This is a genomic window from Alpinimonas psychrophila (assembly GCF_014137865.1).
Classification (GTDB): domain Bacteria; phylum Actinomycetota; class Actinomycetes; order Actinomycetales; family Microbacteriaceae; genus Alpinimonas; species Alpinimonas psychrophila.
The window spans coordinates 69107-93700 of record NZ_JACGWU010000006.1 but is presented as its reverse complement, the minus strand read 5'-3'; the positions used below and the strand labels follow the sequence as shown (position 1 = coordinate 93700).

Here is a 24594-nt window from a genome sequence, read left to right as displayed (position 1 = left end):
TGAACCAGTCTTTGCCGTGGTACCAACGCTGGCATAATCAGGAGGTGCATCTTCTCGCCGTAGCCAGTATGAAAAACCGCGCCCTTATTGCGTTGATCACCATTGTTGCTGCCATTTTTGGTGGTCTTGCGTTGACCAACCTGAAGCAGGAACTCGCTCCTTCTATTACGTTCCCGCAACTTGCGGTGCTTACGACCTACCCGGGAGCCGCGCCCGAGGTGGTCAACCAAGACATCTCCACGCCCGTGGAGACGGCCATCCAGGGTGTCCCCGGCATCGAAAGTACGACGGCGACCAGCAGCACCAACGTCAGCCTGATCTCTGTCTCCTTCACCTATGGCACGGACCTGATCCTCTCTGAGCAGAAGATCAACCAGGCCATCAACCGCATCAAGTCCACGCTCCCCACCGGAGTCGAGCCTCAGGTCATCACGGGTTCCTTCGCGGACTTCCCCGTTCTGCAGGTTGCCGTCACGAGCGATCTTCCTTCCTTGCAAATGGCCGATCTCTTGCGGGCCAGTACCTTGGGCCAGCTGAAGGATGTGGCCGGCGTGAGGGACGCCGCCCTCGTCGGTGCTCCCAAGCAACGCGTCACGATTACGCCCAATCAGGCCGAACTTCGCGCGCAGGGTCTCAGCACGAAGAGCATCAAAGATGCTCTGGATTCCAACGGTGTCCTCATTCCTGCCGGCTCAATCACCGAAAATGATCAGACGCTGTCGGTTCAGGCCGGCGATCGTCTGGTGTCTCTGGATTCCGTCAAGGCGCTTCCGCTGGTGGGCGGAACATCCGGTGTCGTTGTTACCATCGCGGATGTTGCCACGGTCGAGCTGGGCAACGACCCGACCAGCAGTCTCTCGCGTGTCGACGGCAAACCCGCCGTAACGATTGCCATTACTAAGCTGCCCGCGGCCAACACGGTGGACGTGTCCAAAGCCGTCAACGCCATTCTTCCGGGCATCGAGCAGTCACTGGGCAGTAATGCGAAACTCACCGTCGTCTTCGACCAGGCGCCCTACATTCAGAAGTCCATCGAGTCGCTGACAACCGAAGGCCTGCTGGGTCTCCTGTTTGCGGTCATTGTGATTCTGCTCTTCCTGATGTCAGTTCGCTCCACGCTCGTGACCGCGATCTCCATTCCCACCTCGGTGCTCATCACCTTCATCGGGTTGCAGGTCTCGGGTTACACCCTCAACATTTTGACGCTCGGCGCGCTCACCATCGCCATTGGGCGTGTGGTGGATGACTCCATTGTGGTCATCGAAAACATCAAGCGTCGCCTGGTTCCCGGGGTCGACCGAGCCTCGACAATCGTGGACGCCGTGCGCCAAGTAGCCGGGGCTGTTACCGCGTCTACCGCCACCACCGTTGCCGTGTTCCTGCCCATCTCCTTTGTCGGGGGAGTGACCGGCGAGCTGTTCCGCCCGTTCGCGCTCACCGTCACCATCGCGCTCGTCGCCTCACTGTTTGTGTCGCTCACCATCGTTCCCGTACTGGCCTATTGGTTCTTGCGCGCGCCGAGCGAGATCGGTCGTCGGGCCGAAAAGGCCAAGGCTGCCGAGGCCGCCGGTGAGGAAAGCGCGGGTTGGTTGCAGCGCGGCTATCTGCCGATCATCCGCTGGACGCTCAAGCACGCCGTCGTTACGATTCTGCTGGCCGTCCTGGTTCTGGCCGGAACCATCGCCATGACACCGTTCATGAAGACCAACTTCTTGGGTTCTTCGGGGCAAAACACGTTCACCGTGACCCAGGCCATTGCTTCGGGAACGAGCCTGGCCGCGCAAGACACCTTTGCCACCACCGTGGAGCAGTCACTCATGGACACCCCCGGGGTCACCACGGTTCAGCTGTCGATTGGGTCCTCAGGTTCCGCGCTGCGTGACGCGTTTGTGGGAGGCGGTGACGGTTCCATAACGTATTCGGTCACCACCGATGACAAGGCCAACCAGACCGAGATTCAGGATGCTGTGCGCACGCGATTGGCATCCGTCACCGACATTAAGACGATCACGATCGGATCCCAGAGCGGGTTTGGCGCTGGTAGTGACATCAAGATCGAGATTCAAGCACCCGACCAGGAGTCGCTGGCTACCGCATCCGCTGCCGTCGTGACCTCCATGCAGGGGCTCTCTTCGGTAGACCAAGTCACGAGTGACTTGACCGCATCGCGCCCCTTCATCTCCGTGATTGTGAACCGCGATAAGGCTGCTCAGGCGGGGTACTCCGAGGTCGCCCTCGGTGGTCTCGTATCGCAGGTTATGCGCCCGACCGACTCGGGTTCCGTGGTGATTTCGGGTACCGCGGTTCGCATCTACATCTCAACGGAGAACCCGCCGGCCACTCAGGCCGCGCTCGCTGCGTTGCAGATCCCGACGCCAGCCGGCTTCGTCGCGTTGGACACCCTGGCCACGGTCGCGGTCACTGACGGCCCTGCGGCGATCACGACCATCAAGGGCGCCCGCAGCGCCACCGTGACGGTGAGCCCCAAGTCCTCCGACCTCGGAACCGCCAGCGCTCAGGTTCAAAAAGCGGTCGACGCCATCACGTTGCCTGCCGGTGCCACCGCCAAGCTCGGGGGCGCGACCTCCGACCAGCAGGCGGCGTTCAGCCAGCTGGGCATTGCGCTGCTGATTGCCATCCTCGTCGTGTACATCATCATGGTGGCGACCTTCGGATCCTTGTTGCAGCCACTGCTCTTGCTCGTGTCCGTGCCGTTCGCGGCTACCGGCGCCATCGCGCTGCAGGTTGCCACAGGTATCCCGCTCGGCGTTCCCTCGATCGTCGGTGTGCTCATGCTCATCGGTATCGTCGTGACAAATGCCATCGTCTTGATCGACCTTGTCAATCAGTATCGTGCCAAGGGAATGGATGTTGCGGGGGCCCTCATCGAGGGTGCCAAACGTCGTCTCCGCCCCATTCTGATGACGGCGCTAGCGACCATCTTCGCTCTCGTTCCCATGGCCATGGGACTCACCGGCTCGGGCGGGTTCATCTCCCAGCCGCTGGCCATTGTCGTTATTGGCGGACTCCTCTCGTCCACCGTGCTCACCCTGATTGTCCTTCCCGTGCTCTACTTCCTGGTCGAGGGCAAGCGCGAGAAGAATGCGATTAAGCGCGACGCCAAGCGTGCGGACAAGCGTCTTGCTAAAATTCAGGGCACGGTAATCGACCCATCTTAGGAGACACTATGGCACACGTAGGAACCTCAGCCCTCGACGTCTTCCCCCTTTCCCTTGGGGGTAACACGTTCGGTTGGACCTCCGATGCGCCCGAGTCGATGGCCGTGCTGGACGCCTTCGTCGCCGGTGGCGGTAACTTTGTGGACAGTGCCGATGTTTACTCGGTGTGGAAGCCCGGCAATGTCGGAGGGGAATCCGAACGCATTCTGGGGGACTGGATGCGCACCCGCGGCAACCGCGCCGACGTCGTGGTGGCTACCAAAGTCAGCAAGCTTTCTCCCTTTACGGGATTGTCGGCTGCGTCCATTTCTGGGGGCGCCGAGGCGTCCTTGAAGCGTCTGGGCACCGACTACATTGACCTGTACTACGCGCATGCTGATGACCCGGCAACACCCATTGCCGAAAGCGTTGCCGCTTTTAACGATCTTGTCGTCGCGGGCAAGGTGCGTCACCTAGGACTGTCGAACTATTCCGGCGCGCGCATTCGTGAGTGGATGGCCGAGGCTGACGCCCAGGGCGTTGCTCGTCCGGTTGCTCTCCAACCTCACTACAACCTCGTTTTCCGTCACGAGTACGAATCTGCTCTGATGGTGACCGTTCTCGAATTTGGCCTCGGAGTCGTTCCTTACTATGGGCTCGCCAGTGGATTCTTGACCGGCAAGTACCGTTCGGTAACTGATGCCGCTTCGGACGCTGCTCGTTCGGGTGGCGTTGCCGACTACCTCACCCCCGAGGGCTTCGGAGTCATTGCTGTTCTCGACGAAATCGCCGCAACGCACAACGTCACCGTCGCTTCTATTGCGCTGGCGTGGCTTCGCTCCCGCCCCGGCGTAGTGGCCCCCATCGCCAGTGCTCGCGTGATCGAGCAGCTCCCCGCCCTCTTGGCGAGCGCAACCCTAGAGCTCACCGTTGCCGAGATTGCGCTACTTGACGCGGCATCCGCTACGTTCTCAGAGTGAACCACAGGCGTCTCGCGGTCGTCTCCCTCACGGCCGTTGCGGCAATGTGGGGTGTGGCCTTTGTGGTCATGAAGCCGGCCATAGCGGAGCAGCCTTTCTTTGACTTTCTCGCAACGCGCTTCACGATCGCCACCGTCATCATGGTGTTGGTTCGCCCGAAAGTTCTCACGGCCTTCGACCGAAAGACGGTAATTCGCGGATCAATTTTGGGAGTTATTCTCGGATTGGCATATGTCACGCAGACCATTGCGCTCGAGATGACGACCGCCGCCATCACCGGCTTTCTCACCGGGCTTTACGTTGTCATAACGCCCATCTTAGGTTGGCTTATCTTTCGCCGCCGCGTCGGAGTCAAAGTTGCTGTCGCTGCCATCATGGCCATGGTTGGTCTTGGCTTCATCGCCATCACGGGCTTCTCCATCGAGGCAGGCCAAACCTGGGGCATCATCTGCGCCGTGCTGTACGCTGCCCACATTGTGGGGCTTGGCCGCTGGAGCGCGGGGCTTAACGCCTACGCCCTGACCGTCGTTCAGCTCGCTGCTGTCACCGTGGTGTGCTGGATAGGGGCGGTGCCCGACGGCTACCAGCCACCACCCAACGGTGATGTCTGGATGGCCGTTCTCTTCACGGCGGTCTTCGCCACCGCCATCGGTTTCTTCGTACAAACCTGGGCGCAGGCGCGCCTCGAACCCTCCCGTGTCGCGATCATCTTGACCCTCGAGGTCGTCTTCACGGCTGTCATCGCGGTGGCTGTCGGGCAAGAAGTATTGAGCCTCAAAACCATCATCGGCGGCGCTATTATGATCGCCGCCATGCTGCTTGTTGAGTGGCCTTCCCGCAACAAAAACCAGCTCGTTCCGATCGAGCCGCTGGTGCACTAACGTGAACGGCGTACTCGTAGCATTTGCCGTCATTGGTGTGCTGATTGGGGCCGGATACTTCTCGGCCCGATTCGGCTTGGTTGCCGTGGCGCAAGGCCCGACCCTCAATCGCATTGCGTTCTATATCTTTAGCCCGGCACTTCTTTTCTCAGTCCTCGCGAAAACATCTGTGGACAATCTTTTTTCCCCGGTCATTGTTGTGATCCTGATTTCTTCACTTGCGACGGCGTTGATATTCATTCTTCTGTCACGCATTTTCTTCCGACGCAACCTGTCCGATACGACCGTTGGAGTGGCCGCCAGCATCTACCTGAACTCGAACAACATCGGGTTGCCCATCTCACTATTCGTCATTGGCGACTTGTCCTACTACGCGCCGGTCCTCATGATGCAAATCATCCTTTTCTTGCCGATCCTTTTGGGCATCCTCGAGGCGTCCAAGGGCAAAGTGACATCCGTCAAGAAGATAATTCTCGGCACACTGCTCAATCCGCTCATCATCGCCTCGGTCTTAGGCTTTCTCGTATCGCTCAATCACGTTGTGCTTCCTGAAGTCGTGATTCAGCCGCTCACCACGATGGGTGCCGCCGCCGTGCCGCTCCTGCTTTTCGCGTACGGCATTTCGCTCCGCGGGCAGAAGGTGTTCCATGCGGAGGGGGATCGACCGGTGTCGATCACAGGCACCGTCCTCAAAGCCCTCGTCATGCCAGCGATCGCTTTGGTTGTTGGGGCAGCAGTGTTTCACCTTCCCCCGCACCAGCTTTTTGCCGCCGTCATCTTGACCAGCCTGCCCACCGCTCAAAATATGTACACCTATGCATCGGTCTACAAAGCGGAGATCTTTGCGGTGCGAGACGTGGTCTTCACGACCACAATCGTGAGTCTGCCGCTGATGTTCTTCATCGCCGCGATCATGGCTGCCTAGCCGACCTCGGTCAACTCCGGGGTTTTGCGTTCCTACGGGATCCAGTAGACGCCATGATCACTATCTGCTGGCCACGTACTTCTCAGCCTCTGATGGGCGGCGAGCGCCACGTCCGGTTGGGCCCATTTCCATTCCATCAATCTGGGTGCCGGCGTTTGGCGTCATGGAATGCAGCGTAGGTAACAAGGTCCGCTGCTTAAATTATCTGACTTTGTTTGCTGTCTTGCATTATGACGTCCTCGATAACCCGACGCGTAGCAATATCCAAATCGCGGTGGATCCGTCGATGGGGTTGCGCGTGCTTCTGCGCGGCGACCCATTTCTGCTGGCGGGTTTCAGCGTTATTCTCCCCGCCGACAAAGGTGTTGCCGTCAGGCCCGTCTAGTAAAACCATGACGTTGGTCTGGCGCGAAGCAGCCCATTGTTCGAGTTTCTCAATGAACAGGGTATAGACCATGGGAAGTCGTTTTTCTCGAGAGGCGACGGTGAACGTCACGAGACCATCAACACGGGCGAGTGAAGAGGCCATGATCTCGTACGCTCGACGCCTAGCATCGTGAATGAATAGTCGCTCCTGGGCCTCCGTTTCGCAGAAGCTGCCTCGTTGCGTACCAAGCTCCAGAGCATGCAGCTCGGCATGCTTGCGCACGCCCCAGGTTTTCGTGAGATAGGCCCGACCCTCCAACCACTTCTCCATCAGGCTGGACCAGTTCTTGTCTTCCACGAGCACCGCGGTGATGGAACGAGACGTATTGTCGCCGGAGTCGTCCGCGTAACAGAGGTACACGTGACGCCCACTTTCGCACGATGGTCAATGACGAATCCAAGCGGATGCGCGTGCTCGCCACTCTACGAAGCATGGGGAATGTGGTTATTGCGCCGTCCACAGCTCCCGGTTTCAAGGGTCGTGCAAACCATAAACAACACGTTGTAGGTTTTTGGGCGGGCATCCGTTATGCTTGAACGTCGGCTCTTGATACCGCGCGTTTGTGCGCGGATGGGTTTGTAAGTCAGGTGGGCCGGTTTCCCCGACAATCTTGTTGGTGAACATCACTGTGTGAATCGGTCCCGGCCAAAGACTGCTCGGGTTCTTGCGGCGCGTTTGTGCGCTGCCCATGCAACAACATTAACCCAGAATTCCTCCATGCCTAATTTCAAGAAGCCCGCCGGCGGCCGTCCGGCAAAGAACTTTGAACCTCGTTTCGGTGCCAAAAAGTCCGGCCCCACCTCGGGTAGCCGCATCGAAGGCCACCGCGGTTACCGCCCCCAGGAAGACGCTCCTCGCAAGGACCGTTGGAATGCTGGCGAGCGCGATGCCCGTAGTGAGCGTCCTTCCTACGGTGACCGTAATGACCGCGGAGCATCCGCCGGCCGCAGCGAGCGCCCCTCGTACGGGGATCGCCCCGCACGACCTTCTTATGGTGACCGTAACGACCGCGGTGCTTCGGCTGGCCGCGGCGAGCGTCCTTCGTATGGTGATCGCAATGATCGCGGAGCATCCGCTGGCCGCGGAGATCGCCCCTCGTACGGCGACCGTCCCGCACGTCCCTCTTATGGTGACCGCAACGAACGCCCCGCTTTCGGCGACCGCGCCCCTCGTGGCGACCGCCCCTCCTACGGGGACCGAAACGATCGCCCCGCACGCCCGCCATTTGGTGATCGTAACGATCGTGGTGCTTCGGCTGGCCGTGGCGACCGTCCTTCCTACGGTGACCGCCCGGCGCGACCTTCTTATGGTGACCGTCCCGCAACGAGCGATCGCGCTCCTCGCGGAGACCGACCTTCTTATGGTGACCGTAACGATCGCGGAGCATCCACGGACCGCGCACCTCGCGGCGAGCGTCCCTCCTACGGTGAGACTCCTTCGCGTCCCGCGTATGGTGACCGTCCCGCAGCCTATGGCGATCGCCCGAACCGCACCGAGCGTCCCTCCTTCGGAGATCGCCCCGCGCGCTCCTTTGGTAACGACCGCAACGACCGGCCTTCATTCGGTGGCGGCGACCGCCCCGAACGTCCCCGCTTCGACCGCAATGGCGGCAGCGATCGCCCACCTCGCACGTCGTCGGACTTCTACCCCAACCGTGACGAGAAGACACGCTTCACTCCAGAAGATGACGTCGTTCTCGAGCGTCTCGAAGCTCAAGCAACGATGGCATCCGATGTCGTAGGCGTCAGCTTCGGTGACCTCGGTATTGGTGACAACATCACCCGCCAGCTCGCAGCAATGGGTGCGGCCTCGCCGTTCCCCATCCAGGCAGCAACGATCCCCGATGTTCTTGCTGGCAAGGATGTTTTGGGTCGCGGCAAGACAGGTTCCGGCAAGACCATCGCCTTCGGTGCTCCCGTCGTCGAGCGTCTCATGGAGAACGATGGTGGCAAGGACCGCAAGCCAGCTCGTGCCCCGCGCGCCCTGATATTGGCTCCCACGCGTGAGCTCGCGATGCAGATTGACCGCACCATTCAGCCCATCGCCCGCTCGGTTGGCCTGAACACAATCACCATCTTCGGTGGCGTTCCCCAGCACAAGCAGGTCATGGGCCTGCGTCGTGGCGTTGACGTTGTCATTGCTACCCCTGGTCGCCTCGAGGACCTAATCCAGCAGCGCGCGATTGACCTTTCCAAGGTAACGATCACGGTTCTGGATGAGGCCGACCACATGTGCGACCTCGGATTCCTCGAGCCCGTTCAGCGCATCCTGCGTCAGACGGCCCCCAAGGGTCAGCGTCTTCTCTTCTCCGCCACGCTCGATAAGGGTGTTGCCGGATTGGTCAAGGAGTTCATGAACAACCCCGCCGTTCATGAGGTTGCCGGTGAAGACCAGGCTTCCTCCACAATCGAGCACAAGGTATTGGTCGTTGAGCACCGCGACAAGACCGCTGTCATCGAGCAACTCGTTCGCCGCCCCGGTAAGACACTCGTGTTCGCACGTACCCGCGCCTATGCCGAGCAGCTTGCGGATGCGTTGGAAGACGTCGGAATCCCCGCCACCAGCCTCCACGGAGACTTGAACCAGGCCCGCCGCACGCGCAACTTGCAGTTGCTCACCAGCGGTCGCGTTAACGTTTTGGTGGCCACGGATGTTGCGGCACGCGGCATCCACGTAGATGACATTGACCTCGTTATTCAGGCCGATGCCCCCGATGAGTACAAAACGTACATGCACCGCTCGGGCCGCACGGGTCGTGCGGGAAAGCGCGGAACGGTCGTCACGATCATTCCGAAGGCACGTCAGCGTCGCATGGATGAGCTCCTCGGTCGCGCCGAGATCAGCGCAGACATGTTGCCGACGCAGCCTGGCCGCGATGTCGACCAGATCCTCGCGTCGGTCTAGTTAGTCCAGCTTTTCGCATCACAGCACTTTGTAACTCAGCAACCTGCAACACATCAAACTGCAACACATCAAACTGCAACACAGCGTTCAACGCAATCGCCGCGGCTTCCAGAAATGGGGGTCGCGGCGATTGTCGTTAAACGGGCGCAAACGTTAGTGGCTCGAGTGGGGATACCGCGAGGTGCCAGACGTGGAGTTACGGGCAATGGCTGGGCAATGTCTGGGCAACGCGGCGGGGATTGGGGACCGAGTGTTGACAGAACAGGGGATACCGTGATTACATAACTGTTATCGATTACTGTAATCGATTACAGTTAGGGATTCAATGGCGAATATACAAGACGTAGCCGACGCGGCCGGGGTGTCTACGGCGAGCGTTTCCCGCTTCCTTGCTGGACAGAAGGTGCGAACAGCAGACGCAATCCGGGCGGCGATTAAAGCCCTTGACTACACCCCCAGCACCATCGCTCGGTCGCTGAAAACCGGTCGTCACAATGCCATCGGAGTGGTTGTTCCTGACATCACGAACCCCTTCTTCGCCGGACTTGTTCGCGGCATCGAAGACCAGGCTCGCGTCAAGGGTTATGACGTCATTCTCGGAAACAGTGACGAGAGTCCGACCCAAGAAGAGGCGCTCGTTCAGGCCCTCATCAAGCGGGTTGACGGCCTCATCGTCGCTCCCATCATCGAAGAAGATCAATCAATTCTTTCGTTGTCGAAGACCAGCGTGCCCGTGGTTCTTGTTGACCGTTCAGTGACGAGCACCAACTACGACAGTGTTCTGGTCGACAACATCGGCGGGATTACTCTGGCCGTTGACCATCTTGTCGCCCTCGGCCACACGCAGATCGCGTTCATTAGCGGCCCTTTCACCTCGACTCCGGGCCGCGCCCGCCACACCGGTTACGTCATCGCCTCCGCTGCACGCAATCTCGATCACCACCCCGAGTTCGTGATCGAAGGGGATTTTCGGGAGGAGAGCGGCGATGCTGCGATGCGTCAACTCTGGAATCTTCCCAACCGTCCCACGGCCGTTGTGGTGGCCAATAACCTGATGACCATTGGCGCGCTCAAGGCCCTTCGCGAGCTGGATGTGGCAGTTCCAGCCCAGATGTCGATCGTCGGGTTCGACGACCTCAGCTTCGCAGAACTGCTTCAACCGCCCCTCACCGTCATCGCTCGCGGGGACAACGATCAAGGCTCCCGCGCCGCCACACTCCTTTTCGGCCGCATCCAAGGCACCCGTACGCGCTCCGGAGAAGTGATGACTCTTCCTGTGCAACTCATTGTACGTAAGTCAACCGCGGCTCCCCTTGCCACAACTTCTGGCACCCCAATCTCGAGTGCCACAACCCCAAAAGAAACGACAGCCTTATGACTTCGAGCATCAACGAACAGGCAGCGGCACTGGCGTCAGCCAAGCGAACGGGTGTCATTGTCGTCGGCAGCATCACCGCCGACGTCACCACCTTTTCTCCTCGTCTTCCCCGCCGCGGGGAGACCATTTTCGGTGACGATGTCACTCTGGTGTTGGGAGGTAAAGGCGCCAACCAAGCGGTTGCGGCGTCCCGTGCCGGGGCCGGCGTGGAGCTTGTCGGGTGTGTTGGAACGGATGCTTTTCAAGCTTTGGTCCTCGACGGCCTGAGCGCCGATGGAGTTGTGACCGAGCACCTGCGCATCGTCGAGGGGGCAACGGGGGTCGCCCACATCCGCGTTGATGACACCGGTGAAAATGACATTGTGATTGTGCCCAAGGCAAACTCCTCGCTGAGTATCGAGCAGGTAACAGCGGCACTGGGCGACATCGGCCCCACCGCGGCTGTGCTTTTGACTCAGCTGGAGGTTCCGGCTCCCGTGGTCCTTCACGCTATTAGGCTTGCCCGCTCCGCTGGTCTGATCACCGTTCTCGACCCTGCTCCAGCGCCCGTTATTCCGCTTTCCGACGAGGTGTGGGCGAGCGTTGACATCGTCACGCCAAACGAAACCGAGGCCGCGACGATCACGGGTACTGCGGTGACGGATGCTGCCAGCGCCACCCGGGCCGGCCAATGGTTCCTCGACCGTGGCACGCGTGCCGCACTGATCACCCTCGCCTCTGCTGGCGCAGTTCTGGTCACCGCCGACGGCAGCTCAGTCTTCGCCGCGCTGACCGTGACGGCCATCGACACCACCGCGGCCGGAGACGCCTTCGCCGGTTATCTCGGTGCCGGTCTTGCCCGTGGCGACTCCCTCGATGTTGCCCTGCGCAGCGCGATGGCGGCCGGAGCACTGGCCGTTACCCGGCGCGGAGCCTCCCCGAGTTTGCCCTTTCGCGCCGAGGTCGACGATCTTCTTCAGACAACGACCCAAACGAACACGACCCCATCCATCAAGACCGAGGCCATCGCATGAGAAATAACGGCGCCACACTGAATGCCCAGCTGTCCCGCGTGATCTCCGAGATGGGGCATACCGAGAAGATTGTCGTGACGGATGCTGGCCTGCCGATCCCCGCTGGCGTCGAACGCGTCGACCTCGCGTTGCGTGCCGGCACCCCAGGTTTTCTCGACGTGCTCGACACCGTGCTGGCCGAACTTGCTGTTGAAGGCGCCATTGCCTCGGAAGAAATTGCACAGGCCAGCCCCGACCTGCTCGCGGCCTTGGAAGACCGCTTGATTTCCCGCGGCGTCATGCTGCAGTTGATTCCGCACGAGGAATTCAAGAAGCGCACCGTGGGGTCACGGGCCGCTGTTCGCAGCGGTGAGTTCACCTCCTATGCGAACGTCATCCTCATCGCCGGCGTGGCGTACTAAAGGCCTGCGATGAAAATCACCTTGAACGATATTCATAAAAGTTTCGGTGAAACGGCCGTGCTGATGGGCGTGACTCTCGAAGTGCACGGTGGTGAGGTCTTAGCTCTCGTGGGCGAGAACGGTGCCGGCAAGTCCACTCTGACGCGCGTGATTTCGGGAGCCTATCGCCCCGATTCGGGCCAGATCTTGATCGATGGCGTGCCCGTGACGCTGAAGCAGCCGCAGGATGCGATGGCGCACGGCATCCGGGTTATCTATCAGGAGTTCCTGCAGAATATTTTTCCGCACCTCAGTGTGAGCGAGAATATGTTTACTCTTGACGAGCACGGAACCTTTGGTCGTCTGTTTGTGGGCAAGAAGCGCATGGCAAAGAAGGCCACCGAGCTCATGGCCCGCATCGGTTTGCACGTCGACCCGCACGCTCTGGCGGAGACCCTGTCCATTGGCGAACTTCAGATGCTGGAGATCGCGAAATCCATGGCACACGACACAAAGCTTTTGATTCTGGATGAACCTACGGCAGCCCTCGATGAGCAGGAATCTGAACGTCTTTTCGCTCAGATTGAGGCCATGCGGGCATCCGGTATCGCGATCATCTACATCTCTCACCGCCTCGAAGAGGTCTTTCGAATCTCCGACCGCATCATCGTTCTGCGCAACGGGACGGTCGCCCTCGAAGGGCCGGCCGCAACGCTCACGGAGCGCGAAGTTGTCACGGCCATGGTTGGAAAAGAGCTCGATGACTTCTATCCCAAGGAATCGCACGGCACCGAAGAGGTCGTTCTCGAAATGACGTCGCTGTCCTCCGGCACGCATTTTCACGGGGTCACTCTCTCGGTCAAGGCGGGCGAAGTCTTGGGCATCGGCGGCGTCATGGGATGCGGCAAAGGCAGTGTCTTGCGTTCCCTGTTCGGGCTCTTACCTGTCACCGCCGGCAGCATCAGTGTCAAGGGAAAAGCCGTATCCATTGGTTCGCCCCAAGCAGCGATGAACGTCGGTATCGCCTACATCACACCCGATCGTCAGGCGGAAGGGCTGCTGTTGCAGCAATCCGTCGCCCACAACATTTCGCTCGCCTCACTCGATGAGATGAGCCCCACGGGCGTCATCAAGTTGCACCAAGAACGCACCAAGACGCGGTCGATCATGGATGCCCTCAACGTGAAGGCCGCCTCGCCCGAGGTTGCCGTGGGAACCCTCTCCGGCGGAAACCAACAGAAGGTGCTCTTTGGCCGCTGGGTGATGACGGCCCCCCGCATCCTTTTGATGGAGGAACCCACCCGTGGTGTCGACATCGGGGCGAAGGCCGAGATTTATCGCATCATCAACCAACAGGCAGCGCTTGGGGTGGCCATCATTCTCGTCTCGAGTGACCTGCCAGAGCTGGTGGCCATGAGCGATCGTGTCGCCGTCATGCGTCATGGCCACGTTGTTGCCGAGCTGACCGGTGATGACCTGACCCAAAACCGAGTACTGGAATACGCATTGGAGAGTGCAGCGTGAAATCGACGCTTCTAAAAACTGCCCGTGAGCTGCGAGCCGTGTGGATGCTGCTCATTGTGTCGCTCATCTTGTTCATTGCGACACCGCTATTTCTCACCGGGCCAAACCTGCTGAACGTGCTGCTGGCGACATCCGTCACGGCGCTGCTCGCCGCGGGGCAGACCTTCGTCATCATCATTGGCGAGATCGACCTCTCGGTCGGTGCCGTTCTTGGCATCTCGGGCGCCGTCACTGCCATCACCCTGCAGACGCAGCCGCTGCTGATCGGCCTCGCGGTTGGCCTTGGGGTCGGAGCACTTGCTGGCCTGATCAACGGTGTGCTCGTTACTTTCTTGCGCATGCCCTCGTTCATCGCGACGCTGGGTTCGACATCCGTTTTGGCTGGGCTCACGCTTTTCATCACGCAAGGTAACCCCATCCGCGTGGCAAATGAAGGATTTTTGGCGATTGGGCAATCACGACCACTGGATGTTCCGATGCCGGTATGGATTGTGCTTGCCGTCGTTGTCATCTTCGGCGTGCTGCTCGCCCGCACCCGTTTCGGCCGCTACGTGTATGCCACCGGCGACAACGCCGAGGCCTCGCGCCTGTCGGGAATCAAGGTGTATCGGGTCAAGATTCTGGCGTTCATGATCAGCGGAATCCTGGCCTCCATCGCCGGATTCATTCTCACGGCCCGCCTCGGTACGGCCCAGCCCACGGCCGGAACTGGCCTCGAGCTGGCTGCCATTGCCGCTGTCATCATCGGTGGAACCAGTCTTGCCGGTGGCCGTGGTGCCTTGATCGGAACCTTTATCGGCGCCATTCTGCTGGGCGTCATCGACAACGGGCTGAACCTGCTGAACGTCTCACCGTTCCTACAGGGAGTCGTCAAGGGATTCGTCATCTTGTTTGCAGTGTTCCTCGACCGCAACTCCGACCTCATGCGCGGACTCTGGAAAATGCTGGGCTCGCTGCGGCCCAAGCGACCTGCTACTCCGAGTACCCCCGCCACCCCCCAAGAACCCGAACTGGCATCACGCCACTAATCGCATCACAACAAAGCAATGGAGATCCACATGAAAATGAATTGGGCAACGAAGTCCGTTCTGGTCGTCACCGCGGCGGCCATGACAGTATCCCTCGCTGGCTGCAATCGTGCATCCAGTGATGCGGCAACCGGCGAAGGCGCCGCGCCCGTGAGCGCCACCCTCGTGATCAGCACGCTGAACAACCCGTTCTTCGTGTCGGTCGCGGCTGGTGCCGAAGCCCAGGCTGCTGAGCTGGGCATTACCCTGGATGTGCAAAACGCTAACAACTCCGACCAGACCTCGTTGGACCTTTCGGCAACGGCTCTGACGAAGACGCCCAGCGTGCTCATCATCGATCCCGTGGGCAGCGACTCGGGCGCCACCATCACGGCGCAGGCCAACACGGCGGGTATCCCGGTTGTGGCCTTCGACCGCGCGCCCTCCTCGGGAACGCTCGCCAGCTTCATCGGCTATGACGCCATCACCGCCGGAGAAAACGGAGCAAAGTCACTCGCCGAAGCAATTGGTGGCAAGGGCAAGGTCGTCGAAATCCAGGGCATCTTGGGAACCAGTGTTGCGCAAGACCGCAGCAAAGGATTCAACCAGGGCATCGCCGCTTTTCCCGACATTGAGGTTGTGGCCGTTCAGTCCGCTGACTTCGATCGCGGCACCGCCCTTGACGTGATGACCAACATCCTGCAGGGCAACCCCGACATTCAGGGTGTCTACGCCGCAAACGACGAGATGGCTCTGGGCGTTGTAGCAGCCCTCGAAGCTCGTGGTCTGGCTGGCACCGTGAAGGTCGTCGGCAATGATGGCATTGGGGATGCGCTCGCCGCCGTCAAGGCCGGCACCATGTACTCCACCAACGCCGAATCGCCCTTTGTTTTGGGCAAGCAGGTTGTCTCCATCTCGTTCAAGGTTGCGCAGAAGCAGGCTGTTGAGGCCAACACCGTGCTTCAGGGTCGCCTGGTCACGACCGCTAGCATCACGGAGTTCTGCGCTTATCTGGTTGGCGAGGGCGACACCGATACCTGTGCCGCGCTGAACTAACGCTCTAACCAAGCACTACTCAACGGGCCTAATGGAATAAAAAGGAGCGCCGCGATCCCTCTCGAGGGGCCGCGGCGCTTCAGAGTTAGCCTGGGCCGGGGATCGCCGCTGCGGCAGGCGTTCTTTCGCTCAGAGCTTGGATGCTGCCAGTGCGACGGGCTGCCACCGCACGTGAGCGGTGAGGTCCACAGCGGTTACGTCTTTGCGCACAAGTTCGAGGCGAGGGCGAACCGCCTCGGTACGCGAGGTGGGCGGCTTGCGGCGACCTGCCCGGAATTGGAGAGGCCACGTGGCACCGGTACCGACATACTCCTGCTCAGCAGCGGCATGCAGAGTCCAACGAGGATCGTAAAGGTGCGAGCGGCCGAGAGCGCACATGTCGGCACGACCTGCCAGCAAAATTGAGTTGACGTCATCCCACGAGGAAATGGCTCCGACGGCGATGACACTCACACCATGCTTGGCGGCGACCTCGTTGCGGATGCGATCGGCAAACGGCGTCTGGTAGCTTCGACCGTATTCTGGGCGTTCCGCCTTGGTTACTTGTCCCGTGGAGACATCGATGGCGGCAGCACCGTGCTGGGCGAAAGCCTCGGCGATAACGAGCGCGTCGTCTTCGGTGTTTCCACCCTCGGCCCAATCAGTCGCGGAAATTCGAACCGTCAGGGGCTTCTCTGCTGGCCAGACCTCACGGATGGCATCGAAGACCTCGAGAGGGAAGCGCAGCCGGTTTTCGATGCTGCCACCGAATTCATCCGTGCGAATGTTCGCCAAGGGAGAAAGGAATGACGACAAGAGGTAACCGTGGGCGCAGTGCAACTCGAGGAGGTCGAAACCAGCCTCGTTTGCGCGACGAGCGGCAGCAACGAAGTCGTCCCGAACGGCATCCATTTCACCGCGCGTGATTTCGCGAGGAACCACGTTGTTCGGGCCATATGCCAGTGCCGAGGGGGCAACAGTTTGCCAGGCGCCTGTGGTGAGAGGCTCGTCAATGCCATCCCACATCAGTTTGGTCGAACCCTTACGGCCCGAGTGGCCGATCTGAATCCCGATCTTTGCCGTGGACTGGGTGTGGACGAAGTCAACTACTTCGCGCCAGCTACCACTTTGTTCGTCGGTGTAGATCCCCGAGCATCCGGGAGTGATGCGGCCTTTGGCTGAGACGCAGACCATTTCGGTCATAACCAAACCGGCACCGCCCATAGCGAGGGCGCCGAGGTGAACAAGGTGGAAGTTGCCGGGCATTCCTTCGGGAGCCGAGTACATATCCATAGACGAAACGATGACGCGGTTCTTCAGTTCGAGCTGGCCCAGAGTATGGGGTTGGAACATCGCGGGCGTCGCGGCAAAGGCGCCTTGACGTTGGGCGAAGTCGGCATCGACCTTGGCGGCGAAGTCGGGGTCGCGCACCTTGAGGTTCTCAAAAGTAATGCGGCGGCTGCGCGTCAAAAGGTTGAAACAGAACTGAACGGCACCCTGATCTTTGTACTGACCGATGTTCTCGAACCATTCCAGGCTTGCCTGAGCCGCGCGCTGGATCGACTGCACAACGGGGCGACGCTCGATTTCGTACGCTTCAATGGCCGAGTCGAGATCGGCATTCTCGTGCAGGCAGGCTGCGAGCGAGAGCGCGTCTTCCATGGCGAGCTTGGTGCCCGACCCGATGGAGAAGTGTGCCGTGTGGGCAGCATCGCCGAGAAGAACGATGTTGTCATGGCGCCAGCACTCGTTCTTCACCGTCGTGAAGTTAAGCCACTTCGAGTTGTTAGTGAGAACTTCGTGTCCCTGCAGTTCGTCGGCAAAAATTTCGCGGATCTTCGCGATGGAATCCTCGTCACTCACGCCGGGAGGGAAGACCTTACCAACGCTGTCGTCGAATCCGGCACGCTCCCAGACATCGGGGTGCATTTCGACGATGAACGTGCTGCCCTGATCGGAGTAGGGGTAGCCGTGAATCTGCATGGTGCCGAACTCGGTCTCCTTGACGAAGAACTTAAAGGCTTCGAAGACGAGGTCAGTGCCGAGCCACATGAACTTGGAGGGACGCATATCGAGCGAGGGCTTGAAGGAGTCCGCAAACTGTGCACGAATTCCTGAGTTCAATCCGTCGGCAGCCAAGACGAGGTCGTAGTCGCGGCTGAGTTCTTCGATGGGTGGGGGCATCGTTGAGAATCGAACATCCACACCCAACTCGACCGCACGCTTCTGGAGCAACTGGAGAAGATCTTTGCGGCTCATCGCGGCAAAGCCTTGGCCGCCGACGGTGTGCATCTCGCCATTGAAATGAATGTCGATATCGGTCCAGCGAGCAAATTGACTCGCCATCGCCGCCGCGATTTCGGCATCAGCGTTCGCGATACCGCCCAAGGTTTCGTCACTGAAAACGACGCCGAAGCCGAATGTGTCATTGGCAGCGTTTCGCTCCCACACGACGATCTCGTGCTCGGAGCCCAGCTGCTTCATGAGGGCAGAGAAATACAGGCCACCGGGGCCGCCTCCAACAATTGCAATGCGCATGGCGCGACCTTTCTTAAGCTTCGTTGACATTCGATTGGTTTCTGAGGTGAAAGTGTTGAATTTTGCCACTGTGGTTGCGGGGGAGTTGCGTGACAAAATTCACGTCACGCGGATATTTGTAGGGGGCAATAGTCTGCTTGACAAAGTCCTGGAGTTCCTTGCGTTTGGCAGCATCCCCGACGACCCCTTCGCGCAAGACAACAAATGCGCTGACGATGTTCCCTCTTTCGTCATCGGGCTTGCCGATGACGGCACTTTCGACGACGTCGGCATGTTGACCTAACGCGGCTTCGACTTCGGGGGCGCCGATGTTGTATCCCGAGGAGACAATCATGCTGTCGGACCGGGCTTCGTACCAGAAGTAGCCGTCTTCGTCTTGACGAAAGGTGTCGCCGGTGACGTTCCATCCATTCGTCACGTAGTTCAGCTGCCGATCGTCCTTGAGATACTTGCACCCGGTTGGCCCGATGACCGCAAGCCGGCCGAGTTGGTTGGGGGCGGCAACGTTGCCCTCATCATCGAGCACGGTGGCGCGGAAACCGGGAATGGCGCGGCCCGTTGCGCCGGGGCGGATGTCGTCATCCGCTGCAGAAATGAAGACATGTAGCATCTCCGTCGAGCCAATACCGTTGATGAGCTTCAGGCCCGTCTGTTCAAAGACTTCTTGCCAGACGGATGCCGGCAGGTGCTCTCCCGCAGAGACTGCACGGCGAATCCCTTTGAGGTGGTTACCTTTGCCCTCACGCAAGATTGCCCGGTACGCGGTTGGGGCAGTGAAGAGCACGGTGACTTTGAAGGCACTGCACAGCTCGGCCAGTTCGACCGGTGTCGTGCGTTCGGTCAGCAAAACTGATGCGCCGAAGCGCAGGGGGAAGACAACCAAACCACCCAGACCGAAGGTGAACGCCAACGGAGGTGAACCGGCGAAAACGTCTTCCGGAACGGGCTTCAGGATGGAGAGCGCGAACGTGTCGGCATTGGCCAGAATGTCGCGATGAAAATGCATCGTAATCTTTGGCTTGCCGGTCGTGCCAGAGGTTGGTCCGAGGAGTGCTACATCGTCGGCCGCGGTTAAGACGTTTTCAAAGACACCAGATTTTGCCTCGCTGCGGGTGACGAGATCCCCAGCATCGTCTGAACCGTAGCTCACAATCGTGATGTTCTCGACGCTGGCCTGAAGAAGTTCGTCCACGAAGCGGTGGTCGCTGATGGCAATCGATGGCTGGGTGAGAGCGATGACGTCGGAGATCTCGGCGGCACGAAGAGCGTGCATTGTGGTGACGACGACGCCACCGGCTTTGAGAACGCCAAGCCAGCACGCGACGAGCCACGGATTATTGGGCCCACGGAGGAGAACTCGGTTTCCTGCAACCAGCCCGAGGTCCTCGGTCAGAACTTGAGCGACTTGGTTGGACTTTGTCAGCAGGGTTCCGTAGGTCCAGCTCACACCGCCCGGGGTGAGGAGGCAGGGAGCATCCGCCCCAAATTTTTCAACGGCGTCATCCATGAGAACTGTCGCGGCGTTGAGGAACTCGGGATACTGCAGCTCGGGAATGGCAAATTCGATCGTGGGCCACAGGTTTTCTGCCGGGAGGTTGTCCCGAGCGAATGTGTCAACGTGTGCCGAAGGAGTGAGAGTCATCGTGAGCCTTTCTATGTTGCACCGAGTATATGACTTAAATATGACGAACGTAAGAAAAGCGTCATAAACTTAATTTGACTGACTTATGATCGGCGAATCATGCCCTCTTGTGCCACGCTGGCGAGGAGTTCGCCGGAACGACTGTAAAAGCGCCCGGTTGCAAGGCCCCGGCTACGCTGAGAAGAAATTGCTTCCTGCACGTAGAGCACCCACTCATCGACGCGACCATCACGGTGCAACCACAGTGAGTGATCCAAGCTGGCGGTGACGAGCCCCGGGTCTCCCCACGCCATCCCTTGTTGGCGCAAAAGTGGTTCAAGAATCGTGTAGTCACAGACGTAAGCGAGTGCTGCCCGTTGCACATTTGCGTCATCGGGCAAGATGTCGAAAGCCTTGATCCAGATTGCCTGATGGGGGCTGAGCTTCCCTTCAACATTGACATAAATAGGCGAGGGGACGTGCCGCATATCGAAACTTCGACCGTTTGACCAATACTCAGCCGCGGCGCCAGGAACTCCGGCGAGAGTCTCCCGCGATGACGGAAGACTCTCGGGCTCGGGCAGGTCTTCTTGCCAGGATGCGGGCAAAGGAGCCGAATACTCGGCACCACCCTCCGGCACGTGAAACGAGGCAAGGGCGACATAAATCGCCTTGCCGTTTTGGTAAGCACGAACCTGGCGCGTCGAAAATGATCGGCCATCACGAAGGTGCTCCACCTCATAACGGACAGGCTCGAGGATGTCGCCCGGTCTCATGAAGTAGCTATGCATGGAGTGCAATACTCGATCGGAATCAACACTGCGCATGGCAGCAACGGCGGCCTGGGCAACCATGTCACCGCCGTAGGCTTTGGGCCAGGGCACGCTTTGGGTTACGGCGGTGAAAGCCTGATCGAAATACTCTGCCGTCGTCGGCTCGAGCTCAATTGCCCTGAGAAACTTCTCCGAGGTGGGCTGCGAAGACTCTTCGACGATCACTGTCGACGGAATCCGACGAGCACCGAGTCGTCGACCTCTTCGAGGTTGATCACGATGTTGTCGGGGGTCCGCGTTGTTAACCACACGAGATCTTCGGTGACGCTCATGTTCACTTCGACGTGGGGCATGAATGGCGGAACGAAAACGAAGTCCCCTTCAACCATGTCTTCAAACTCGGAATAGTTTTCCCCGAAGTAAATACGGCCGTGCCCCTTGAGGACGTAGCCGCCGGTCTCCGCTTCACCGTGGTGGTGAGGGAGCGAGCGGTACCCGGGAAGGTTGCTCACTTTACCGAACCATATCTTGGTGGCAGGGGTGTGCTGGATGCTCACTCCAGACACGCGGTGAGCCCCACCAGACTGACCGGTGTCCTCGAACTCATGGCCCCGTCGTGTGATGACGGGAACTACCTTGGTGGTGCCTTTTGTATCTGACATAGTCAGCCTCTCTTAGTTGGGGATTGATATATGGTTACGAAGTTCGCCGATACCCCCAATAGTGGTCACGAGGACATCACCATCTGCCAGGAATCGCGGGGGAGTGCGGGCCATACCGACACCTCCAGGGGTTCCGGTAAGGATCACATCGCCAGGGCGAAGCACGGTGAAGCGTGAAATATAGGAGATAAGGGCTGCAGCATCGAAAACGAGCGTCGACGTGTTTCCGCTCTGGACAGTTTCTCCGTTCACCTGGCACGAAATTGCGAGGCCAGCTTTGGGATCACATTCATCGGGGGTGACGAGTACTGGTCCGAGAGGCGTGCTGGCATCGAAGGCCTTGCCCTGGAACCATTGCAGCGTGCGCCGTTGCCAGTCGCGCATCGAAATGTCATTTGAAATTGTGTAGCCGGCGATGGCGGAGAGCGCTTGCTCGGGCGTGCAGTTCTTCACTTCAGCACCTACGATGACAGCCAGCTCAGCCTCCCAATCGATTTCTTTCGATTCGCTGTTGAAGGAAAGCTCTGCATACGGCCCAGCGAGACTGTCGGCGTATTTTGTGAAAAGTGTGGGAAAGCTGGGAAGCTCTCGGCCCATCTCGATGATGTGATCGCGGTAGTTGTGGCCGCAGCAGATAACTTTGTGGGGGGCCAGCACGACAGGAAGATACGTTGCTGAATCTACTGGCACGAGGACATCATCGAGGAGATGGCGTTCCACGATCGTGCGCCATGAGGGGGCTTCAAGGAGATCCCTCACACTGGAGAACGGGAGATCGACGAAGCCGCGACTCGTCTCGACCACGGCGTGGGGCAGGCCATCTATATTCACTGTTGCGAGTCTCATAGCGATTGCACTCCAGACGGTTTCATTTCACGTGGATAGCGACAGTGTTGCCCTTTTATGACGAACGTAATCAATTCGGTATATGCTTCTGAAATTACCACACGCATTGCTTCCAGGGAATACCCTCGTCACAGTAATAAGTTGTGCCTCAACGTACGTGACGAGCTGGGGCTAATCGGTACACGCTGATACATAACGCGCCAATAAGGAGATCTCACCGTGACTCACCAACTCGTTAACCCCACAAGCTTGGCCACGCCATCCGGATTTTCGCATGGCGTACTGGCGGGTAACGCACTGTACCTTGGCGGCCAGACAGCGATGGGACCCGATGGAAAAATTGTCGCTGGAGGCATCGTTGAACAGTTTCGTCAGGCGTTTGGTAACGTCCTAGCGACTCTCGCCCAGGTTGGCGGACAGCCAAGTGATCTCGTCACGGTCACGATCTACCTCACCAATATTCCGGACTATCAGGCGCACGGCCGTGAGATTGGTCGGGCGTGGCGCGATATGGCCGGGACACGTTACCCCGCCATGGCAGGCATTGGTGTTACAGCATTGTGGCAGCCAGAGGCTCTCATTGAAATTCAGGGAATCGCCGTTATTTCTGGCTCATAACACCCATCACGTAGTCATGGGCTGGGATTCGCAAGTGGTGGTGCAGGTCGCTGAAAAGTCCCTCAGCCAGCATGCCTTTCCAGTCTGCTGGCAGAAGTTCAGCCGATAGTCCGGGGTCTTTATACGGAAGCCGTCGCCATTCCGTAATCATTGGGACGTAGCCAACGAACGCGTCGCGCAAAGTTTCTCCCGACAGGTTGCCTGGGCGTGAATCCCATTTGACCTTGAGACTCTCATACTTGGCAATGAAGTCCGCATACATCGTATCGAGAGCAACGAGGTCCCACCACGTCCCCACCTTGCGAGAAAGCTCTAATGGTGACAAGTGCTCAGCACGGAAGTAGTCGATGTACGGTTCGAGTCCGAGGCGATCAAGCTGTTGTTTGGCCCGCACCCACGTTCGTTCGGGGGCTATCCAGACACCACTGGTTACGGAACCAAATCCCATCCGCGTGAGTTCAGACCTGAGAATGTGCCTCTTGGCTCGGATAGTTTCGGGAATTGAGAAAACCGCGAGCAACCATTTATCTTCTGCGGAGGAGTGGCGCGGCGAGAAAATTCTGGTATCGCCTTCGGTAAACATATCGACGCGACCCGGAACAATTCCATAGCTCGCCACCCCGTCTACTTTCTTGCTCTCAAGAACCCCGCGACGCTTGAGCCTCGAAACGGATGATCGAACGCCCGCAGCTTCCACGCCAAGTTCTCTCAGAAGCCGAACGAGGGAAGAGACGGGCAGTGAGGCACCGGTCTCGCGAGCATACAAGCCAAATATTGTCACGATAAGTTGTTGGTGGCGAGGAGTCTGGGAGGTCTCTGACGCGCTCAGCTCCTCGACCGTCGCGGTCTGCAGTGGGGATTCCATGGTCCTCAGAATATACAGCCGTGAGGGCAACAGGCCTTGTGGCACGGAGATTGCGTCCAATGTTTACATCAAATACGGTGATTGCGTGACGACCGTAACAATTTCTTGACATGTTGAGGGCTCGCTGACACTCTTTAATTCACAGACACCAAATTTCACGGAGGTACTTGAAATGACCGTTACTCCCCAACCTTCTCCCTTGTCGGGTTTTCTCGATTCGATTCAGAACGGCTCCGTGGAGGTCGTTGACCTAACCACACCGTTGAGTAGCTCGACCCCGGCCCTTCGGCTTCCCGCTCCTTTTTCAAACCTCATCGACTTTAGTCTCGAAGAAGTCAGCGCCTACAACGAACCTGGCCCCTACTGGCGCCACAACAACATTCATACGGGTGAGCACGTCGGGACGCACGTCGATGCCCCCATCCATTGGATTTCGGGACGAGAGAGTCATGATGTTTCTGCTATTCCCCTAACGAAACTGGTGGGCCCAGCCTCAGTGATTGACCTCAGTCACGAAGCCGCCGCGGACCCGGATTTTTTGCTCGAAGTCAAGCACGTTAAGGCGTGGGAAGAGCATCACGGAACGTTAGCACTCAACACGTGGTTGCTTTTCCGCACGGGCTGGGATCAGTACGGTCACGACGAGGGTAAGTTTTTGAACATCGATGCTGAAGGATCGCACACTCCGGGCGTCTCTTCGGAATGCGCCAAATGGCTCGCTGAAGAAACAAACATCGCGGGCTTCGGTGTGGAGACAGTCGGAATTGACGCCGGTGGCGCAGCAGGTCTCGATCCCGCATTCCCGATGCACTATTTCTTGCTTGGAAAGAACAAGTACGGACTCACATCACTGCGCAACCTCGAACGCCTTCCCGCAACGGGCGCCATGATCGTGGTCAGCCCACTTCCCATTGTCGGTGGTACCGGTAGCCCGACGCGCGTTTTTGCCTTCGTCGAAGGTGGCACTGCCTAACCAATGAGAAAGACCTCGGCGGCCGATTAGGCGTGTTACGACGCGCTTAGCCGGCCGCCGTTTTGAAATTTGCACGTCATTTTTCT

The 24594-nt window shown here is 59.1% G+C and carries 20 protein-coding genes; 13 read left to right on the top strand and 7 right to left on the bottom strand.

What is annotated here, in order from left to right; genetic code table 11:
* Positions 1 to 44: 44 nt before the first annotated feature.
* From FB555_RS08805 to FB555_RS08790, 4 genes are read left to right on the top strand one after another with little or no spacing between them, the layout of a single operon-like run.
* Entirely contained in the window at positions 45 to 3179 is a 3135-nt protein-coding gene (locus tag FB555_RS08805) for an efflux RND transporter permease subunit (protein WP_182485111.1), read from the top strand.
* Between the two features lie 8 nt (positions 3180 to 3187).
* Positions 3188 to 4138 (top strand): aldo/keto reductase, encoded by a 951-nt coding sequence (locus FB555_RS08800; RefSeq protein WP_182485110.1) that lies wholly within the window; start codon positions 3188 to 3190, stop codon positions 4136 to 4138.
* Positions 4135 to 5019, top strand: a complete 885-nt coding sequence (locus tag FB555_RS11125) for an EamA family transporter (protein WP_182485109.1) — start codon at positions 4135 to 4137, stop codon at positions 5017 to 5019. The genes FB555_RS08800 and FB555_RS11125 overlap by 4 nt, the downstream gene beginning before the upstream one ends.
* 1 nt (position 5020) lies before the next feature.
* The gene (locus FB555_RS08790; RefSeq protein WP_182485108.1) at positions 5021 to 5944 is read left to right on the top strand and encodes an AEC family transporter; all 924 of its coding nucleotides are present in this window, start codon (positions 5021 to 5023) and stop codon (positions 5942 to 5944) included.
* Between the two features lie 196 nt (positions 5945 to 6140).
* On the opposite strand, the gene FB555_RS08785 is transcribed toward FB555_RS08790, so the two are convergent.
* Entirely contained in the window at positions 6141 to 6731 is a 591-nt protein-coding gene (locus tag FB555_RS08785) for a DUF3800 domain-containing protein (protein ID WP_182485107.1), read from the bottom strand.
* Positions 6732 to 7088: 357 nt separating this feature from the next.
* Here FB555_RS08785 and FB555_RS08780 point away from each other — a divergent pair, with 357 nt between their 5' ends.
* The 7 genes from FB555_RS08780 to FB555_RS08750 all read left to right on the top strand — a co-directional run bounded on the left by FB555_RS08780 (position 7089) and on the right by FB555_RS08750 (position 15633).
* Entirely contained in the window at positions 7089 to 9275 is a 2187-nt protein-coding gene (locus tag FB555_RS08780; RefSeq protein ID WP_182485106.1) for a DEAD/DEAH box helicase, read from the top strand.
* Between the two features lie 325 nt (positions 9276 to 9600).
* Positions 9601 to 10653 carry a LacI family DNA-binding transcriptional regulator gene (locus tag FB555_RS08775; RefSeq protein WP_182485105.1) on the top strand — a complete coding sequence of 351 codons (1053 nt, stop codon included), beginning with the start codon at positions 9601 to 9603 and terminating at the stop codon, positions 10651 to 10653.
* Entirely contained in the window at positions 10650 to 11666 is a 1017-nt protein-coding gene (locus tag FB555_RS08770) for a ribokinase (protein WP_182485104.1), read from the top strand. The genes FB555_RS08775 and FB555_RS08770 overlap by 4 nt, the downstream gene beginning before the upstream one ends.
* Positions 11663 to 12067 carry a D-ribose pyranase gene (rbsD, locus tag FB555_RS08765; protein ID WP_182485103.1) on the top strand — a complete coding sequence of 135 codons (405 nt, stop codon included), beginning with the start codon at positions 11663 to 11665 and terminating at the stop codon, positions 12065 to 12067. Before FB555_RS08770 ends, rbsD begins: the two co-directional genes overlap by 4 nt.
* A gap of 9 nt (positions 12068 to 12076) precedes the next feature.
* A complete protein-coding gene (locus FB555_RS08760; RefSeq protein WP_182485102.1) occupies positions 12077 to 13570 on the top strand; it encodes a sugar ABC transporter ATP-binding protein in 1494 nt (497 codons plus the stop codon).
* On the top strand, positions 13567 to 14598 hold the full coding sequence (locus FB555_RS08755; protein ID WP_220475930.1) for an ABC transporter permease subunit: 1032 nt from the start codon (positions 13567 to 13569) through the stop codon (positions 14596 to 14598). The genes FB555_RS08760 and FB555_RS08755 overlap by 4 nt, the downstream gene beginning before the upstream one ends.
* A gap of 30 nt (positions 14599 to 14628) precedes the next feature.
* Positions 14629 to 15633, top strand: a complete 1005-nt coding sequence (locus FB555_RS08750; protein ID WP_182485101.1) for a substrate-binding domain-containing protein — start codon at positions 14629 to 14631, stop codon at positions 15631 to 15633.
* 129 nt (positions 15634 to 15762) lie between these two features.
* On the opposite strand, the gene FB555_RS08745 is transcribed toward FB555_RS08750, so the two are convergent.
* The 5 genes from FB555_RS08745 to FB555_RS08725 form a co-directional block, all read right to left on the bottom strand.
* Positions 15763 to 18150, bottom strand: coding sequence for a bifunctional salicylyl-CoA 5-hydroxylase/oxidoreductase (locus tag FB555_RS08745; RefSeq protein WP_182485100.1), 2388 nt, complete (start codon positions 18148 to 18150; stop codon positions 15763 to 15765).
* A gap of 13 nt (positions 18151 to 18163) precedes the next feature.
* Positions 18164 to 19792 (bottom strand): AMP-binding protein, encoded by a 1629-nt coding sequence (locus tag FB555_RS08740; protein WP_182485099.1) that lies wholly within the window; start codon positions 19790 to 19792, stop codon positions 18164 to 18166.
* Positions 19793 to 19875: 83 nt separating this feature from the next.
* Entirely contained in the window at positions 19876 to 20769 is an 894-nt protein-coding gene (locus FB555_RS08735) for an acyl-CoA thioesterase (RefSeq protein ID WP_343046442.1), read from the bottom strand.
* Positions 20766 to 21206, bottom strand: coding sequence for a cupin domain-containing protein (locus FB555_RS08730; protein WP_182485098.1), 441 nt, complete (start codon positions 21204 to 21206; stop codon positions 20766 to 20768). Before FB555_RS08730 ends, FB555_RS08735 begins: the two co-directional genes overlap by 4 nt.
* A gap of 12 nt (positions 21207 to 21218) precedes the next feature.
* Positions 21219 to 22052, bottom strand: coding sequence for a fumarylacetoacetate hydrolase family protein (locus FB555_RS08725; RefSeq protein WP_182485097.1), 834 nt, complete (start codon positions 22050 to 22052; stop codon positions 21219 to 21221).
* A gap of 219 nt (positions 22053 to 22271) precedes the next feature.
* Between FB555_RS08725 and FB555_RS08720 the strand changes: the two genes are divergently transcribed.
* Positions 22272 to 22670 (top strand): Rid family hydrolase, encoded by a 399-nt coding sequence (locus tag FB555_RS08720; RefSeq protein WP_182485096.1) that lies wholly within the window; start codon positions 22272 to 22274, stop codon positions 22668 to 22670.
* Here FB555_RS08720 and FB555_RS08715 read toward each other — a convergent pair.
* Positions 22654 to 23535 carry a PaaX family transcriptional regulator gene (locus FB555_RS08715; RefSeq protein ID WP_182485095.1) on the bottom strand — a complete coding sequence of 294 codons (882 nt, stop codon included), beginning with the start codon at positions 23533 to 23535 and terminating at the stop codon, positions 22654 to 22656. The two genes, FB555_RS08720 and FB555_RS08715, sit on opposite strands and share 17 nt — an antisense overlap.
* Positions 23536 to 23707: 172 nt before the next feature.
* Between FB555_RS08715 and FB555_RS08710 the strand changes: the two genes are divergently transcribed.
* A complete protein-coding gene (locus tag FB555_RS08710) occupies positions 23708 to 24508 on the top strand; it encodes a cyclase family protein (protein WP_182485094.1) in 801 nt (266 codons plus the stop codon).
* The last annotated feature ends 86 nt before the right edge of the window (positions 24509 to 24594 follow it).

Coding starts and splice junctions, on each gene's coding strand:
- FB555_RS08800 (WP_182485110.1), top strand. CDS start 3,188: ATGGCACACGTAGGAACCTCAGCCCTCGACGTCTTCCCCCTTTCCCTT.
- FB555_RS08780 (WP_182485106.1), top strand. CDS start 7,089: ATGCCTAATTTCAAGAAGCCCGCCGGCGGCCGTCCGGCAAAGAACTTT.
- FB555_RS08775 (WP_182485105.1), top strand. CDS start 9,601: ATGGCGAATATACAAGACGTAGCCGACGCGGCCGGGGTGTCTACGGCG.
- FB555_RS08770 (WP_182485104.1), top strand. CDS start 10,650: ATGACTTCGAGCATCAACGAACAGGCAGCGGCACTGGCGTCAGCCAAG.
- rbsD (WP_182485103.1), top strand. CDS start 11,663: ATGAGAAATAACGGCGCCACACTGAATGCCCAGCTGTCCCGCGTGATC.
- FB555_RS08760 (WP_182485102.1), top strand. CDS start 12,077: ATGAAAATCACCTTGAACGATATTCATAAAAGTTTCGGTGAAACGGCC.
- FB555_RS08750 (WP_182485101.1), top strand. CDS start 14,629: ATGAAAATGAATTGGGCAACGAAGTCCGTTCTGGTCGTCACCGCGGCG.
- FB555_RS08745 (WP_182485100.1), bottom strand. CDS start 18,150: ATGCGCATTGCAATTGTTGGAGGCGGCCCCGGTGGCCTGTATTTCTCT.
- FB555_RS08740 (WP_182485099.1), bottom strand. CDS start 19,792: ATGACTCTCACTCCTTCGGCACACGTTGACACATTCGCTCGGGACAAC.
- FB555_RS08730 (WP_182485098.1), bottom strand. CDS start 21,206: ATGTCAGATACAAAAGGCACCACCAAGGTAGTTCCCGTCATCACACGA.
- FB555_RS08725 (WP_182485097.1), bottom strand. CDS start 22,052: ATGAGACTCGCAACAGTGAATATAGATGGCCTGCCCCACGCCGTGGTC.
- FB555_RS08715 (WP_182485095.1), bottom strand. CDS start 23,535: ATGGAATCCCCACTGCAGACCGCGACGGTCGAGGAGCTGAGCGCGTCA.
- FB555_RS08710 (WP_182485094.1), top strand. CDS start 23,708: ATGACCGTTACTCCCCAACCTTCTCCCTTGTCGGGTTTTCTCGATTCG.